Source organism: Billgrantia ethanolica (genome assembly GCF_021404305.1).
In the GTDB taxonomy this organism is placed as follows: domain Bacteria; phylum Pseudomonadota; class Gammaproteobacteria; order Pseudomonadales; family Halomonadaceae; genus Halomonas; species Halomonas ethanolica.
Genome location: NZ_JABFTX010000002.1, coordinates 261,138 through 276,680, shown reverse-complemented (window position 1 = coordinate 276,680; position 15,543 = coordinate 261,138). Strand labels below are relative to the sequence as shown.

General features: G+C 61.6%; 19 protein-coding genes. 6 read left to right on the top strand and 13 right to left on the bottom strand.

All coding sequences use genetic code 11. The annotated features are described in order from the left end of the window. Window position 1: 1 nt before the first annotated feature. The 6 genes from urtC to nfsA all read right to left on the bottom strand — a co-directional run bounded on the left by urtC (window position 2) and on the right by nfsA (window position 6,592). Entirely contained in the window at window positions 2-1,132 is a 1,131-nt protein-coding gene (gene urtC, locus HOP53_RS10150; RefSeq protein WP_234269920.1) for an urea ABC transporter permease subunit UrtC, read from the bottom strand. Between the two features lie 10 nt (window positions 1,133-1,142). Continuing rightward, entirely contained in the window at window positions 1,143-2,012 is an 870-nt protein-coding gene (gene urtB / locus HOP53_RS10145) for an urea ABC transporter permease subunit UrtB (protein WP_234269919.1), read from the bottom strand. 64 nt (window positions 2,013-2,076) lie between these two features. Next, complete coding sequence (locus tag HOP53_RS10140; protein ID WP_234269918.1) at window positions 2,077-3,312, bottom strand: transporter substrate-binding domain-containing protein; 1,236 nt, start codon at window positions 3,310-3,312, stop codon at window positions 2,077-2,079. 472 nt (window positions 3,313-3,784) lie between these two features. Beyond that, a complete protein-coding gene (locus tag HOP53_RS10135; RefSeq protein ID WP_234269917.1) occupies window positions 3,785-4,456 on the bottom strand; it encodes an ANTAR domain-containing response regulator in 672 nt (223 codons plus the stop codon). A 12-nt stretch (window positions 4,457-4,468) separates the two neighbouring features. Next, window positions 4,469-5,641, bottom strand: coding sequence for a transporter substrate-binding domain-containing protein (locus HOP53_RS10130; protein ID WP_234269916.1), 1,173 nt, complete (start codon window positions 5,639-5,641; stop codon window positions 4,469-4,471). Between the two features lie 219 nt (window positions 5,642-5,860). Next, the gene (gene nfsA / locus HOP53_RS10125) at window positions 5,861-6,592 is read right to left on the bottom strand and encodes an oxygen-insensitive NADPH nitroreductase (protein ID WP_234269915.1); all 732 of its coding nucleotides are present in this window, start codon (window positions 6,590-6,592) and stop codon (window positions 5,861-5,863) included. Between the two features lie 404 nt (window positions 6,593-6,996). Between nfsA and HOP53_RS10120 the strand changes: the two genes are divergently transcribed. Continuing rightward, window positions 6,997-8,283: a cyanophycinase gene (locus tag HOP53_RS10120; RefSeq protein WP_234269914.1), complete on the top strand. Its 1,287-nt coding sequence runs from the start codon at window positions 6,997-6,999 to the stop codon at window positions 8,281-8,283. 136 nt (window positions 8,284-8,419) lie between these two features. Beyond that, window positions 8,420-9,037 (top strand): LysE family translocator, encoded by a 618-nt coding sequence (locus tag HOP53_RS10115; protein WP_234269913.1) that lies wholly within the window; start codon window positions 8,420-8,422, stop codon window positions 9,035-9,037. A 66-nt stretch (window positions 9,038-9,103) separates the two neighbouring features. Here the strand turns inward: HOP53_RS10115 and HOP53_RS10110 are convergent, their stop codons facing one another. Then, window positions 9,104-9,586 carry a metallophosphoesterase family protein gene (locus tag HOP53_RS10110; protein WP_234269912.1) on the bottom strand — a complete coding sequence of 161 codons (483 nt, stop codon included), beginning with the start codon at window positions 9,584-9,586 and terminating at the stop codon, window positions 9,104-9,106. 207 nt (window positions 9,587-9,793) lie between these two features. Here HOP53_RS10110 and bfr point away from each other — a divergent pair, with 207 nt between their 5' ends. The 4 genes from bfr (at window position 9,794) to HOP53_RS10090 (ending at window position 11,847) form a co-directional block, all read left to right on the top strand. Continuing rightward, window positions 9,794-10,261, top strand: coding sequence for a bacterioferritin (gene bfr / locus HOP53_RS10105; RefSeq protein WP_234269911.1), 468 nt, complete (start codon window positions 9,794-9,796; stop codon window positions 10,259-10,261). A 110-nt stretch (window positions 10,262-10,371) separates the two neighbouring features. After that, window positions 10,372-10,908, top strand: coding sequence for a YgjV family protein (locus HOP53_RS10100; RefSeq protein ID WP_234269910.1), 537 nt, complete (start codon window positions 10,372-10,374; stop codon window positions 10,906-10,908). Window positions 10,909-10,946: 38 nt separating this feature from the next. Beyond that, the gene (locus tag HOP53_RS10095; protein ID WP_234269909.1) at window positions 10,947-11,360 is read left to right on the top strand and encodes a VOC family protein; all 414 of its coding nucleotides are present in this window, start codon (window positions 10,947-10,949) and stop codon (window positions 11,358-11,360) included. 274 nt (window positions 11,361-11,634) lie between these two features. After that, window positions 11,635-11,847, top strand: coding sequence for a DUF3820 family protein (locus HOP53_RS10090; RefSeq protein WP_234269908.1), 213 nt, complete (start codon window positions 11,635-11,637; stop codon window positions 11,845-11,847). 16 nt (window positions 11,848-11,863) lie between these two features. Here HOP53_RS10090 and HOP53_RS10085 read toward each other — a convergent pair whose 3' ends face one another. From HOP53_RS10085 to HOP53_RS10060, 6 genes are all read right to left on the bottom strand, one after another. After that, window positions 11,864-12,217 carry a hypothetical protein gene (locus HOP53_RS10085; protein ID WP_234269907.1) on the bottom strand — a complete coding sequence of 118 codons (354 nt, stop codon included), beginning with the start codon at window positions 12,215-12,217 and terminating at the stop codon, window positions 11,864-11,866. 3 nt (window positions 12,218-12,220) lie between these two features. Then, window positions 12,221-12,493: a type II toxin-antitoxin system RelE/ParE family toxin gene (locus HOP53_RS10080; RefSeq protein WP_234269906.1), complete on the bottom strand. Its 273-nt coding sequence runs from the start codon at window positions 12,491-12,493 to the stop codon at window positions 12,221-12,223. A gap of 4 nt (window positions 12,494-12,497) precedes the next feature. Continuing rightward, the gene (locus HOP53_RS10075; RefSeq protein ID WP_010626725.1) at window positions 12,498-12,719 is read right to left on the bottom strand and encodes a TA system antitoxin ParD family protein; all 222 of its coding nucleotides are present in this window, start codon (window positions 12,717-12,719) and stop codon (window positions 12,498-12,500) included. 112 nt (window positions 12,720-12,831) lie between these two features. Further along, a complete protein-coding gene (locus HOP53_RS21655) occupies window positions 12,832-13,716 on the bottom strand; it encodes a CopD family protein (protein ID WP_234269905.1) in 885 nt (294 codons plus the stop codon). A 3-nt stretch (window positions 13,717-13,719) separates the two neighbouring features. Beyond that, on the bottom strand, window positions 13,720-14,121 hold the full coding sequence (locus HOP53_RS10065) for a copper resistance CopC family protein (protein ID WP_234269904.1): 402 nt from the start codon (window positions 14,119-14,121) through the stop codon (window positions 13,720-13,722). Window positions 14,122-14,201: 80 nt separating this feature from the next. Next, the gene (locus tag HOP53_RS10060; RefSeq protein WP_234269903.1) at window positions 14,202-15,494 is read right to left on the bottom strand and encodes a M20/M25/M40 family metallo-hydrolase; all 1,293 of its coding nucleotides are present in this window, start codon (window positions 15,492-15,494) and stop codon (window positions 14,202-14,204) included. Window positions 15,495-15,543 lie beyond the last annotated feature (49 nt).

The window sequence follows — 15,543 nt, the reverse complement described above, 5'->3', positions numbered from 1 at the left end:
GTCAGCGTCCTCCATTGTCGATACGTCGCGCGCCCATGCCGGTGGCCAGCCACCTGGCGCGTGCGCCGCCCCGCTCCGAACGAATTGTCTTGCCGGCATGACGAACGGCGCTCTGCACCAAGCCGAACAGGCCCCTGGGAGCAACCAGAACCACGACGATGAAGAGCGCACCGAGGAAGAAGGTCCAGCCGTCGACGAACATGTCGGACAGCCTGCCCTCCAGCAGGTTGACGATGATCCCGCCCAAGGCGGCGGCCACTAGCGACTCTCGACCGCCCACCGCGCACCAGATCACGATGGCCAGGCTGAAGGCGACGCCCATGTAGGTAGGAGAGGCGAACTCGAGGACCAGGACGTAGAGCATGCCCGCCCAGCCTGCAATCGCCGCGGAGGTGCAAAACGCCAGGGTTTCGTAGCGAGCGACGTCGTAGCCGAAGAAGCGCACCCGGCTTGCGTCCTCACGAATGGCCTTGAGCACCAGGCCCACCTTGCTGCGTACCAGGGCGAGCCCGATCGCCAGGGACGTCATGAGGCAAACGGCTACCAGGTAGTAGAACTGGGTGCTGTAGTTGTCCACGCGCCAGCCGAGCAGTTGCAGCGGGGCCAGTCCCGTCAGTCCGTTCTGGCCTCCGGTATAGCGCTGCTCCTCGATAAACACCAGTTGGACGGCCACCAGGAACGCCAGCGTGATAATGGCGACAAATACCCCGGTGATGCGCCCGCGGAACATGAACACTGCTAGCAGAGCCGCCAGGGCGACAGGTACCGCGATGCCGGCGATCAAGGTGACCGGCAGCGAGTGGAACGGCTGCCAGAACCAGGGCAACGCCTCGACGTTGGTCCAGCCCATGAAGTCCGGCAGGCCGCCGGGCATGTGGGCGCTGGCCTGCAGCTTCAGGTGCATCGCCATGATGTAGGCGCCCAGGGCAAACGGTACGGCCTGACCGAGATTGAGGATGCCCGCATAACCCCAGGACAGCGCCAGCGCCATCGCCACCATGCCCAGTGCAAGGTAACGAGCGTAAGTGTTCAGGGCGAAGCCATCGAAGCTCACGGCCCAGGGGATGACGACGAGCAGCAGTATCGCGAACAGGGCGTAGCCGATGCAGTCGGTCTTGAAGGTTCTGTTCATGGGGGACTCCTCAGCGGCGTACCTTGTCCGGGAACAGGCCCATGGGCTTGAACCGAATCAGGAAGATGATGGCGAGCAGGACCGCGATACGCCCGATGGTGTCGTTCATCAACATCGAGAACATGGCCGTTGCCTCACCCACCATGCCGGCGGCGGCAACGGTGCCCAGCAGGCTGCCGACTCCACCGACGATCACCACCAGAAAAGCGTCGACGACGAGGTAGGTACCCATGCTGGGCGTGACACTAACCAGCGGCGTGATCAGCGCGCCGGCCATGCCGGCAAGCCCCGCGCCATAGGCGAACGCCAGGGCGTAGACTCGGTCCGCGCGGATGCCATAGCACTCCGAGATCTCCTTGTTCTGGATCACCGCCCTCAGCTTGGTACCGAACTCGCTGCGCTTGAGCAGAAACCAGGTGGCGGCAACTACCGCCAAGGAGAAGAAAATCAGGAAAATTCTATAGTTGGACATGACCACGCCACCCAGGACGAGGTTGCCGTCTAGAATGGTAGGACCTGCGACATAGCGCGACTCCGAGCCGATGACGCTGCGGACCAACTGCTGCAGGAGAATCGCCACGCCCCAGGTCGCCAGGATCGTGTCCAGAGGGCGGTGATACAGCCAGCGAACGACGCCTCGCTCTACCAGTAGGCCCACCAGAGCGACCATCAGGAATACGATAGGCAACGCCACAAGGATGCCCAGCCCAAGGGAGGTCTGCAGCAGCCAGGCACTATAGGCACCGAGCATGACGAATTCGCCATGGGCCAGGTTGATTACCCCCATGGCGCCATAGATGATGGCCAGGCCGAGTGCCACCATGAGCAGGATCGATGCCATGCTGAGCCCGGCGAAGGCCTGATTTAGGAAAGCATCCATTGAGACACCTCAGATTTGGCTGGTGCACCCGACATCCATTGCATGCGCGGGCGCACCGTTGTTTTCACGACGTGACAAGGCCTTCGCCGGTACACCGCTGCCCTTCGTAGGCCCAGTAGGGCTCCGGAGCGATACGCTGTTGCGACTCCAGAACGACTTTCGCCTGGCCGCTGCGATCCCACTGGGCGACTTTTGGCCATAGGTGGGTATGCAGATTCTCGTCGATAAGGATCTCGCCTTGAGGTGCCATAAAGGTTTGCCCCACCGCGGCTGCCCGAATGTTCGTCGCCGTGATATCGCTGGGAGCCAACTGCTCTACCGCTGCCTTGAACTGGTAAATCTGGAAGTAAGCGGCTTCGCTGACAAAATGAGTGACCTGATCAGATCCGTATTTGCGCTGATAGGCTTCTACGAAGCGAGCGTTCTCGGGAGAGTCGTGTGCCATGAAGTAAGGAGCGGAGCTGAAGTGCCCTGCAGCGGCCTCACCACCCATTGCCTTAACCTCAACTTCAGAACGTGTCAGGCTGGCCACAGGTAGTTGCTCCGGGTCGAAGCCTGCGGCATGGAACTGTCGCTGGAAGGCCACGTCGGAATCGCCCACCAAGGTACAGAAAATGACGTCCGGGTTGGCCTGGCGAATTCGGTTGATCACCGAGCTGAAATCTGAGTGACCCATAGGGACGTACTCTTCGTGTACCGCCTCGCCGCCGATCTGATTCAAGATCATCTTGCAGACGTTGTTCTCTTCCCTGGGATAGACATAGTTATTGCCAATCAGGTAGAAGCGACCACCGAAATTTTCAGCCAGCCAGGGTACGAACTCCTGTTGCTGCTGGTTTGGTACCGCCCCGCCGTACATGACATTGCGCGAACACTCGCGACCCTCGTACAGGGTGGGATACCAGTAAAGATTGTCCCTGCCCTCCACCACCGGCAGGACCGCCTGGCGACTCGCCGAGGTGTAGGACCCGAATACGCTGATGCAGTTGTCGCGCAAGACCAGGCGGCGAGCACGATCCGCATAGGTCGCCGGATCCGAGGCCGGGTCTTCGATGTAGGGACGCAGGCGCATACCATGTATACCGCCGTTGTCGTTGATCTCCTCGATCGCCATCAGGGCCGCGTCGTGCAAGGTACGCTCCACGACCGCCACGGCACCGGTGAGCGAAAAAAGTATACCGACCGGGATTTCCCCATTCGCTGCCCAGGCGGCTTTTCGCTGAGTCCAGATACCGGGGAAGCCGACCACGCCGGCCGCACCCGCCACCGCCACGCCTTTCAAGAAATCACGTCTTTTCATTTGTAGAGTCTCCTTCTGTGCCCGCTGCACCAGCCAGGCGCTTTTTATTCTTGGAAAACAAAAAAGCCCCTCAGCTGCGACTGATGATCGCGAACCAAGGGGCTTCTCTGCCTGTTGTAGACCCTGTGACATTGTCGGCACCGGGTCTTGCTTAACTTTAAGAACAACTCCAACACTCTTGCAAGTATTATTTGCGGATCTCTAACCGACAAATTAAAACACTGAACGAAACATATTACCCCGCTCTGTAAAGCAGGTATGATTTATATCCAACAGGCAACACAAACCCAGCTTCTTAAACTAACTTAGCCTGCAAAACGCCTATCAAACGGCACCATTGCCGCATGCTCCAGGCGAAAAGATTCGCGCCGAGCAAAACGTCAGCAAGCGCAATACAGAAGCGCGGACACCTGAAGTTAGACGTACAATTCAATGGGTTTTCGTAACATAAGCTCTCCTCGCCAGGAAATATCTACGAGTCTACTTCGTCATAGCCAGTAGCTTTATTGGCGTTATCGTTATTTTCGTAGATGATCTTTTTTGTGCTTATATTTCCGAGTATGCCATCGGCGTTGATGATCGCCTGGGCAATTTCGGCGGTGGTGGTTCGCTTGGCCATTGCCTGCGACCGTATGATCTTGTATGCCTCCTCTTCCGTTATCTGGTGCAGTCGCATGAGGATGAACTTTGCCTGGCTCACCTTCTGGATGTTCTGCACCTTGTCCTTCAACTGCGCTATCTGCTTGTCGACCGCGCGAAACTCCTGCCAGATCCGTCGAGCCATGACGATGCTGCTCAATACCCCGTACGGCCGCAGGGGCTTGGTCACTACGGCATCGACCTTGAGTTCAAGCAGGTTTTGCAACACCGATGGATTCTCGTAGCCGGCCACCCCGATCAGCGTAGGGCGATCCTGGGTTTCACCACCGAACAGGGTATCGAGCCCCTTCGGCATGGTTTCCTTGACCTCCACGAACACCACGTCCACGCCCGCCGGCAAGCTGCCTGGCAGCGGCCAGCTTGCCTCAGCCCTGCAGCCGATACGCCTGATCTGCTGCAGCAGCTCTTCAGCGTGGGTGTCCTGAGGATGCAGTACCAGCACCCTCAGGGCACGCACGTCACGGATGATGTTGCTCGTTGCCATCCAGTCTCCCTGTCAGTTGCCCAAGCCCTGCTTCATTGGCGTGAGCCTGAAGTTCCAGTCGTTGAGCGCTGGTACCACCAGATAAGGGTCAGGCTTGATCGGGCGCCTGACCTCCAGCTCAACGACGAATTCTCCTTGCTCATCCAGCTTCGCGATGCGCGAATGCAGGTAGGTATGGTTGTTGTCAGGATCGATCTTCACTCGTCCCTGCGGGGCATCGAACTCTGCGCCGCGCAGGGCTTCACGCAGGTGGTCGGTATCCATGCAGCCGGTCAGGCGCAGCGCATTGGCAAACAGATGCACCTGGAAGTAGGCCGCTTCGCAGCAGCTGGTCACTGTATCGACGGTGCCGAACCGCTTGTGGTAGCGCTCGAGGAATCGACTGTTGGCCGCCGACTTGATATTCCGGAAATAGGGCGCGGCGGTGATGTGTCCGGCTGCTGCCTCTGCCCCCATTTCCGCCACCTCAGCCTCGTTGGTAGTAAGGCTTGCGATGGGAGCCCGTTTGTGGACATTGGTCGCCTTCAGGTAAGCCCGATAGAAGTTTACGGTGCCGGTGCCGACCACAGTGGAGAAGATGGCGTCGGGTGCCAGGGCCTCGATCTCCCCCAGCACGCTGGCAAACTCCTCCGCTCCGGCTTCCAGCGAGACATAGCGTTCGCCCACAACCTCGCCCCCCCCCTGACGCAGGATATTGCGCATGACGCGATTGGATTCGCGGGGGTAGATGTAATCCGAGCCAACGAAATAGAACCGGCCCCCGTAGTTCTCCAGCAGGTAGCTGGCCAGGGGGACGCTGTTCTGATTGGGTACGGCGCCGCTGTAGATGACGTTGGCGGAATACTCGAACCCTTCATATAGGGTGGGGTAAAAGAATAGAGCATTGCGCCTCTCGATAATCGGCAGCACTTCTTTGCGCGTGGAAGACATATAACAGCCGAAAATGACGTTGACGCCATCTTCAGCAAGAAGACGCTCTGCCAGCTCTCCATAGCGACTCACTACCGAAGCGGGGTCGTAGCAGATCGGCTCGATCGGACGCCCGTGTATTCCCCCGGCTTCGTTGATCTCCTCTATCGCCAGCAGGGCTCCGTTGAACTGGGAGTTCTCGATGACGGATGTCACGCCAGTTCGAGAGAATAAGATACCCACGGCCCATGCATCGGCGGAACGCAATCGTCCCATGAAAAAAGCGCCTCCAAAAAAAAAGCCCCCCGCCTCCGGCTCAGCAAGTGAGCCGCCAGTCAGGGAGCCTCTATGGTCCTGTGATCGAGGACTCAGCATTGAGTCCTGGGGCTTGGACTGACGTCCTCACCCATAGTAAGTGGTTTAGCCTGTATTCATCGGCCAGTCAACACTTCGCAACATTCGGTAGCAACGAAGCCTCTCACACAGCAGACCCTGTTACTTCATCTCGAAACCACGCTCGGTGAGGAACTCGCGCATGTGAGCGCGCAGTTTACTGTCGAACAGCGGGGTAAGGTTCTTCGACCAATTGCTCTCCTTGTTGCCGCCGCGGCGCTGGCCGTAGTAGCTCTGCATGGCGTCGTCGAAGGCGGCGACCAGCTCGCTGTCGTCGCTGTAGTAGTCCTCCTTGAGGATCGCCTCCACCGGCAGGCGCGGTTTGACGTCCGGGTCGGCGTCCGGGTAGCCGAGGCACATGCCGAAAACCGGGTAGACGTGCTCGGGCAAGTGCAGCAGGTCGCTGATGGCCTGGGGGTTATTGCGAATGCCGCCGATATAGCAGATGCCCAGCCCCTCGGATTCGGCGGCAATGGCCACGTTCTGGGCCATCAGCGCGGTGTCCACGCTGGCCACCAGAAGCTGTTCGGTCATGCCGCGCACGACGTTGGCGCCGGTGCGTTCGGAGGCCTCGGTGGGTCGCTTCATGTCGGCGCAGAACACCAGGAAGTCGGAAGCGGAAGCCACGTAGGCTTGGCCGCCGGCCAGCTCGGCGATCTTCTCGCGGTTGGCCGGGTTCTTCACGTGAATGACGGTATAGGCCTGGACGTGGCTGGAGGTCGCGGCGGCCTGACCGGCGCGAATCAGCTCGATCAGCAGCTCGTGGGGAATCTTTTGGTCGGTGAATTTGCGAATCGATCGATGGGATTTCAGCAGTTCGATGGTGGAATTCATGTCGCCTCGCGGGTGCCTGTCATTCGTTAACCTGCTTATTGTCTTTCATTCCGGCGCGCTTTGCATTTTTACAGGTGTGTTTTCAGCAGCCGTGGGGGCGTAGATGACAAACCCACTTCGTGGAGCGGGCGGTTGCGAGCCAGAGGAAACGGGGGTAGGTTAGAAAAAAACAACAATCAGATGGTCCCCAATGCCGGATTCTCGCTCAACCGTGCAACTTGTCTCGTCCAGCCCCATCCATCAGGGCTGGACCAATGCCGTGTTGCGCACCGGCAGCTACGCCCTCACCCGCACCGCTCTCAGCGAGTGGTACAACGAATAGCCTGATCGATTTCACCGTCACAAACACCTTACCTGGCCTGCCTCTTGCGGGCGGGTCGCGACGTATCGACCAGGAACTCGACATGCTGCATACACTTGCCCATACCCCTCGTACGCTTCGACGCTACCTGTTGGCGCTAACACTCGGTACCACCCTGCTTGGCGGCCAGGCGGCAATGGCCGATGGCCCACTGGTGATGGCCGGTGGCTTCCTGCAGGAGAGCCACCAGGATGTATTCCGCGCGGTGATCGATCCGATCGACAAGCCGTCCTCCGAGATCCGGCTGGGGGTGGTGCCTGCCGCCACCGGCAATATCTCCGGCAACTACGCCAAGATCGTCGATGCCTTCACCGCCATCGGCCTTACCGAGGCAAACATACGCCTCCTGCCCCTGGCAGTAGCGGATGACCGCCGCACCGAGGACGTTGACGAATCCCAGTGGGCCGAGAACGGCCGCGACTCGGAGCTGGCGAATTCGATTGCAGAACTGGATGCCATCTGGTTCCTGGGTGGGGACCAGACTCGTATCACCGCCGTGCTGCTGGAAGAGGATGGCAGCGATACCCCCGTACTAACCGCCATGCGCGAAATGAACGCTCGGGGCGGCGTGCTGGCGGGAACCAGCGCCGGCGCTGCCATCATGTCGCCCGCCATGCTGGCGGGGGGCGATAGCCGGGGAGCGTTGTTTCATGGCTTCCGCGACGACTACGAGAGCATGAACGACCAGGAGCACGGCCCTGCCATCGTGCGCCAGGGTCTAGGCTTCTTCGAAGCGGGCCTGATCGACCAGCACTTCGACCGCAAGGCTCGTCTGGGCCGGCTGCTGGCCGTGATGCTGGAGCACGAAGGCGGCATGCCGCTGGGGATAGGTATCGACGAGGGCACCGCTCTGGTCGTGGAGAGCGGCGAGTGGCGGGTTGCCGGCGGTGGCGGCGTCACGCTGGTCGATCTCAGCGCAGCGACACGTCCAGGCGAAGGCTTTCCCATCAGTGTGGCCAACGTGCGGCTGAGCTATCTTCTGCCCGGCGATCTCTACCTGCCGGAAAGCGGAGAATATCGGGTACGGGATGGCGCGAGCGAGACGGTGGGAAGCGAGTACTTCGAAGTACCGGTGAGCCTTCAGAGCGGTCTGTTCAGTGCCAACCGCAACCTGCAAGAGCTGATCGGCTTCGACCTGCTGGACAACTCGGCGACCGAGCGAGTGGAGTCCCTGCTGATCGGCGACGAGGGGCAGGCGCTGCGTCTTGTCTTCACCCAGGATGACCAGACCAAGGGCTACTGGAGTCAGGACATGACTCTCGACCTCTACAGCTTCGAAAACGTTCGCCTGGACCTCGAGCGGCTGCGGGTGGAATTGCATACTCCATGAGCCACTGCGCTCTGCACCGGGCCTTGCCGGCCCGGTGCACTTCCTGTCAGGCCAGCATGAGCAATACGGTCAGGTTGTCGTGTCAGTCATCGCTGTAGCAGAATCGAAAGCCGAACCGCACCCTCTGGTGGCCCGAATGGACTTGCTGACCCTGCTGCTCTTCGTGCCGGCCTGCTTCGCTCTGAACATGGCACCGGGCCCCAATAACCTGCTCTCCATGAGCAACGCCAAACGCTATGGCGTGCGCATGGCTTGCCTGGCCGGTATCGGGCGCCTGGCGGCTTTCGTGGTGATGATCGCCCTCGCCGCCTCGGGCCTGGCTACCGTGCTCTACACCTCCGAGAAGCTGTTCCTGCTCATCAAGGTACTCGGCGCCGGCTACCTGTTCTGGCTGGCCTTCCAGCTATGGGGCGCCGAGAGTGGCGACGAGGGCATGGTCACCGCCCCGATGGGGCTCTGGGGCCTGAGCCGTCAGGAGTTCCTGCTCGCCGCCGGCAACCCCAAGGCGATCCTGATCTTCACGGCGTTCCTTCCGCAGTTCGTTACGCCAAGCGGTAACGTCGCCTTCCAGTTCCTGATTCTGGGCGCCCTGTTTCTGGCACTCGAGTGGGTGGCCATCATCGGCTATGCCTGCTTCGGCGCCTTTCTACGCCACTGGTTCTCGCGCCCCGCCATGCGCCGGCTGTTCAACCGCACCTGCGCCAGCCTGTTGGCAAGCGCCGGCATCGGCCTGCTGGTGGCAAGGAGAGAGTAGGCCCGCCCTCTTCTCGATAGACACCGAACGCTACCGATAAGCCCCCTGCTGTATTGGGCATTGCCTTCAAAGCGGCAGATGCAGGATGGCGCCCCGCAGGCCACGCTCGTCGGCCCACAGCTTGCCCAGGGTGATGGGCAGGCGGAAGCGGCGTTTGCCGGCCGCGCCGGGATTGAACAGCAGCCGGCCATCCTGCCACTCGTTGCGCGGCTTGTGGGAGTGGCCGTGAAGAACCGCATCGCAGGGCGTGGCCGGGTCGAACTCCTGCAGGATATGTATGAGATGCAGGTGCCAGCCGTTGACGCTGAGATCCAGCGTCGTCGGCAGCGCCTCGGCCCAGGCGGCGGTGTCGATGTTGCCGCGCACCGCGAAGGTCGGCGCCAGCTCGGCCAGGCGTTCGAGAAGAGCGGCATCCTCGTCGCCCCCGCCCACGTCGCCGAGATGCACGATCAGCTCGCAGCCCTCGAGCAGGGTGAGCGCCTCGGGGCGCAGCAGGCCGTGGGTATCGCTGATGACGCCTACCGGCTTGTCGCTGGTATAGACCTGCATCGTACTCTCCTCTATTAGCCGCAAGGATGACCAGCCGCGCCCTCCGCCAGTATTACTCTTGAGGATACTCGTCTCAACGGCCAGGCCAAATGCGAATCGCACACGAAAGCAATATCAAATTACTGAAATACAAGGAAAATTGACCAACCATACGTTTCATCCTAGGATGGATGCACTCGCACGACTCGCGCCAAGGGAAGGACACGCATGAAAGGCAACCAAGAGATTATCGACGCCCTGAACGGCCTGCTGGCAGCGGAGCTCGCCGCCATGGATCAGTACTTTCTCCACTCGGAGATGTACGCCGACTGGGGCCTCACCAAGCTCTACGAACGCATCGCCCATGAGTTCGACGACGAGAAGGGCCATGCCAAGCAGCTGATCGAGCGCATCCTGTTCCTGGAAGGCAAGCCCGACATCCACACCCGCACCCCGGTGCGTATCGGCAGCGACGTCGAAGAGATGATCGCCAACGATCTGCAGCTCGAATACGAAGTAGGCGACGCCCTCAAGGAGGCCATGGCCCTGTGCGAGCGGGAGCGCGACTTCCAGACCCGCGACGTGCTCCTTGGCCTGCTGGCCGACACCGAAGAGGATCACGCCCACTGGCTGGAGCAGCAGCTGCGGCTGATCAAGATGCTGGGCAAGCCGAACTACCTGCTCTCGCAGATGTAAAACGAGCTAAGGCGCCCACGGGCGCCGTTGCCGCTTCCCAACCCGTTGCCGTCGCGGCTTTGCTCCACCAGGGTCGGACAGGCTTTTGGTCTGGACTTAACGGAAGCCCCATGGACGAGATCGGCCTCAGATGGCTGCTGGGGCAAGGCGTCAGCCTCATCGCCTTGGCGCTCTGCCTCCTGGCGTTTGCCAACAAGCGCGACGACCGGCTGTTCGTCCTGCTGCTGTTTGCCAACGTCGCCTTCGCCGCTCAGTTCGCCCTGTTCGAGAGCTGGGTGGCAGCGGGCATCTCGGCGTTGATTGTGCTGCGTATCGCCCTGGTACGCCGCTTTCGAGGGAACCGTGCCGTCATGCTCGGCATGTTGCTCGCCACTCTGGCGGTGGCCCTGCTGACCTGGAGCGGCCCAAGAGACATTCCGGCCCTGACCGCCGGCCTGCTGGGCACCTACGGCATGTTCATGCTGAGCGGTATTCCCATGCGCATTACCCTAGCCGCCGCAGCGCTGTGCTGGGTAGCCAGTAATCTGCTGGCAGGTTCCATCGGTGGCACCATCGCCGAAAGCCTGATCTTCCTCACCAACGTGTTCACCATGCTGCGAATGAGGCGTGAGGCCCGGTTGTCGAAACCGCCCTGCCCCATCCGATAGTGAGAAGCACCCTTCTCTCTACCCGATGGAGCTTTGCCATGTCGCGCATGATTTTCGTGAACCTGCCCGTCGCCGATCTCGAAAAATCGATGGCGTTCTACCAGGCGCTAGGCTTTACCAACAACCCGCACTTCACCGATGAAACGGCGGCATGCATGGTGCTGAGCGAGACGATCCACGTAATGTTGCTCACCCACGCCAAGTGGCGCACCTTCACCGACCGCCCGATTCCACCGACCGACGCCAGCGAGGTCATGCTGGCTCTCTCCTGCGAGAGCCGCGCGGCGGTGGATGTAATGAACGAGACGGCCGGCGCCAATGGCGGCACGGCCGATATCAATCCGCGCCAGGATCACGGCTTCATGTACAGCTGCGCCTTGGCGGACCCCGACGGGCACGTCTGGGAGTCGTTCTGGATGGACCCGGCGGCCATACCTTCAGACACGCCATGAGCCCGGGTTGAGCACGAACACCCCTGCGATCTCCACCGGTTGCTCCGGGCGTCCCATCAGGGAGTCATCACCAAAGCGAGCCACCTCTTCCTGGGGTTGACCGCCGCTGGGCTGCAGTGCGGTAGCGCTTGTGGCTTCCCTGATGAAGCTAGCCCGGCTCCACGGCAATACAATGCCAGTCCGGTAAGCGTATGTTGCGTTCGGCAAACCACCCGCTTGCCCCGCGGCGCCTTTGCTGGTGGGATATCCCGCAGCGCAACGACAGGAGATGGACGTGCAGCCAGAAGATCTGGAAAAGCTGGTCACCCGCAAGATGCCATTCGGCAAGTACGAAGGCTGGTTGATCGCCGACCTGCCGGGCCCCTACCTCAACTGGTTCGCTCGCGAGGGCTTTCCTCCCGGCGAGATCGGGGAATTGCTGCACCTGATGCACGAGATCGATCACAACGGGCTGGGCGCCCTGCTCGACCCGCTGCGCCGCTCGTGAGCAGGTTTCGTCATGCTCAGGGTGGGCGTTCGGCAAGGGCTCGCCGGCACTCCTCACGATAGGCCTCGACATGTCGGGCCGGCTCCGCAGGAAAGCACCCCAAGGCCACGGCCAGTTCGAAGAAGCCCTGTGCCGGCAGGCCATCGCGCCGGCTGACCACCAGCGCGGCGATGAAGGGCCGGCCGTGCTCGGCGTCTTCGCGCATCGACGCTTCGAGCGCCTGGGCCACACGCTGGATGGTCCTCGGCGGAATGAGCCCCAGGGCTTCGGCGAGCTGCTGGTAGGTCATCGGCAGCGTGGCCGCCGGTGCCGCTTCGAGCAGGCGGCGGACCTGGGTGGCGAGTAACTGAGCGTCGGTGGAGGAAGCCATCGGTCAGCGCTTGATGTCGCGATAGAAATTTTCGTGGGTGCCCAGTGCCATCAGGGTCAGCACGATCGAGTCGCCATCGTAATGGTAGCCAAGCAGCGCCAGTTGCTTGGCCATCTTGAATTTGTAAAGGCGCAGAAAACTCAGATCGCCTCGTTTCAGTTCACCGATCAGCGGGTTGTCGACCAGAGTACGCACGGCCTTGTCGAGATCGCGTTTCTGATTGGCATGAAGCTTCTTGACAGCCTTGGTGAAGGTGGGCGTCTGCAGCACCTGCATGGCCTTAGTCGAACTCGTAGGGTTCGAGCTTGCCGGCTTCGCGCTCGGCCTTGGCAATGATGGCCTGGCGCACGAATTCGTAAGGCAGATCGGGATTGTCTTCCATCATCTCGCCGATCTTGGCCCAGTGCTCGATCTGCTTGGGCGTGGAGCGATTCATCGCTTTGGCCATGATACTGGCTTTTTCGACCAGCTCATGATCCAGACGAACGCTTGAAGTACTCATCGTCGAGCTCTCCCTTAATATCCTCAACCAAGCGAGGCAAATAGCATCATTTGTGGCATTTTACCACAAATGATCTCTTCATGAGAGAGCCCTTCATGAGAGAGCCACACGTTCACCGCACCGGCGAGCTGGTCGTCAGTAGTACGGCTGCAACCAATACGATCATGGCCATCAGGCTGGCTTCCACGGCGATACTGCATCTCAGTTGGAGCGACGCGTCGGGCTTGTCGCGCGCCACGGCAGGTACCAGCCACCAGCGGTTGGCCGCTCCCAGCAGCAGCAGCCCCGCCACCAGCGTCAGTTTGACCGAGAGCAGCTGACCGTAAGCTGTGTCCAACAGCGCCCCCGGGCGGCCACCCATCAGCCACATGGCCAGGCTGCCACCAGCGAGTAGCAACAGCGGCACCAGCAGCAGGCCGAAGCGTCCGAAGCGCAGCAATTGCTCTGCCGATGCGCCCGACGAAGCGCTGCCGGCCATGCGGTAGAGGGGTGACAGCGCCGCCGCCCAGAAGGAGGCAAGCCCCAGGTGCAGCATCAGCAGCACGCTCTGCCAAGGCGAGCCACGAGTGTGGCCGACGCGGGAAAAGGCCAGCAGGATCAGCACGACGCCAAGCGCGCCGACAGCGTAGCGGACGCCGCGAGGCGCCCCCTGCCAAAGCGCAACCGGCAGCAGTAACAACCCTACCAGAGCCAGGCGCAGCCGTTCGCCCTGAGCACTCTCGCCGACGATACCCAGCAGCACCGGGTTGAAAGCCGATTCCCAGCTACCGCCCCCCAGGTAGGCGGCCTGAAGCAGCCACAGCAACAGCAGCATGACGATGCCGGAGCACGCGGCAATGCCGGTGCAGCGGTCTAGAACGACGACTTCGCGGGACGGCAGGCCGGGAAAGGCAGCGCGAAACAGCAGGCCTCCTACCGCCAGCAGTGCAGAGGCGTAGAAGCCCGCCAACGCCAGCACTCGGCCGGCCGTCCAAGGGTCCAGGCCGAACGATGCCACCACTTACTCCTGAATCGCGAAGCGATAGCCGCCCGACATGGTATGGCCATCCTCGGCAATGCCGCGCCATACGACCTCGTACTCACCGGGCGCCAGGGTATCGGCGGGCACGGCACCATGGGTCTCCGCCAGGGGACCGAGCGGGTCTTCACTGAGCTCCACCGTCCCTTCCGGCCCCGTGACCTCGAACTGGGTGATGCGGATGGGCGAGTCGAAGCGCAGCTCCAGCTGCTCCGGGGCCTGCTCCAGGATCGCCCCGGCCTCGGGCTCGGTCGCGGCGATATGGGCATGCGCCCACAGCAGCGGACTCGCCAGCATCAGGACACACCCGGCGGCGAGTGCCAATCGCTTGGCGTTACGCCGGGGCTGGCCGGGCGACTGGGCAAGGGTCGCGACACGCTTCATGCATTTCTCCTTTGCCATCATGGAATGCCTTCGAATCATGTAGCACCTGGTCTGGCGGCTTCAAGAGTGCCGACGCCCCGTCAGGACGGATGCTTCTGTTGGTGGCCTCGATCCTGGCGCTTGTCGCCTTCATTTCCCTCGGGCTTGGCCGAACCCTGGTGCGTCAGTCGCTGAGCTTCATCGAGCCGCGGGTGGTTGTCGACGAATTCGCGATGGGGATCCGGCAGGGCATCCAGCGCGTGCAGCGTGCGGCTCAGCACGTGGATGGCGGCCAGCACGTCCTGGGTATTACCGGTCTCGGAGATGGTATGCATGTTGCGGATAGGAAAGCCGATTGAGGTGGCGGCACAGTCGATGGCGGCCAGCACACCGGCCATGCCGTCGGTGCCGGTATCGGCGCCGACGATGTCACGCTGCATGGGGATGCCGTGCTCCCGGGCAGTGGTCTCGATGATGCGATTGAGCTGTTCACTGGCAATCGCGCCCACCGACATGGTGAACCCCTTGCCCATCTCCAACGGCTGCATGCGTCGATCGCCGATGCCGGGGGCAGCCACGTAGTCGTGATTGACGTCGACCCCGATGACCACGTCGGGCTCGAGCGCCCCTGCCAGCACGCGACTGCCGAAGCGGCCGATCTCTTCATAGCTGGCGATGGCGAACAGCACACGTACCTTTTCCGTACCGCCGGCCTCGGCGATCAACCGCGCCACCTCGGCGGTGACGAAGCAGCCCAGGCCATTGTCCAGGTAGGCGCCGTAGAAGGTGTCGGGGCTGAAGCCGTGACGAATGGGACGGTCGAAGATGATCGAGTCGCCAGGGCGCACGCCGAGATTGAGCACCTGCTGCTTCTTGTTCTCGCCGTGGATCTGCAGGTCGAGATAGATCTGTTCCTTCTTGATGCCCTTGCGCCCTTCGCGCTGGGCCGGGTCGGAGAAGTGGATAGCGCCCAACGCCTCGACCGTTCCCCCCTGGATGATGCGGTAGCGACCCGGTGCCTCGGGGTCCTCGCTGAACAGTTTGACCTCGTGGCCGATCAACACGTTGGGCAGGAAGGAGTCGGTGTTGATCCAGACCTTGCCGTCATCGCCGATGCTGCGCACCTGCATGCGGATCTTGTCGGCGTGGCCGATGATCATCACCTTGAACAGCTCGTCGCGACCCGGATGGGTGTCCCACACCACCCCGGCATGGCCCTTGAACTGATGAAGGTGCCAGCTCTTTGGGGCGAAGCTTTCGAAGTGAGGCTCGAGCACGCCGTAGGTCATGGCGGCTTCCAGCCCCACGGGGCTTGGCGCATCCAGGATGCGCCGCATCAGGTCGAACTGCGCTTCCGGCATGGGAGCGGCCCAGGGCTTTTCGGTTTCGCTCATCTCGTCTCATTCCCGATAGATGGATCTCTTCAGGGTAGTCTGCCAAAAG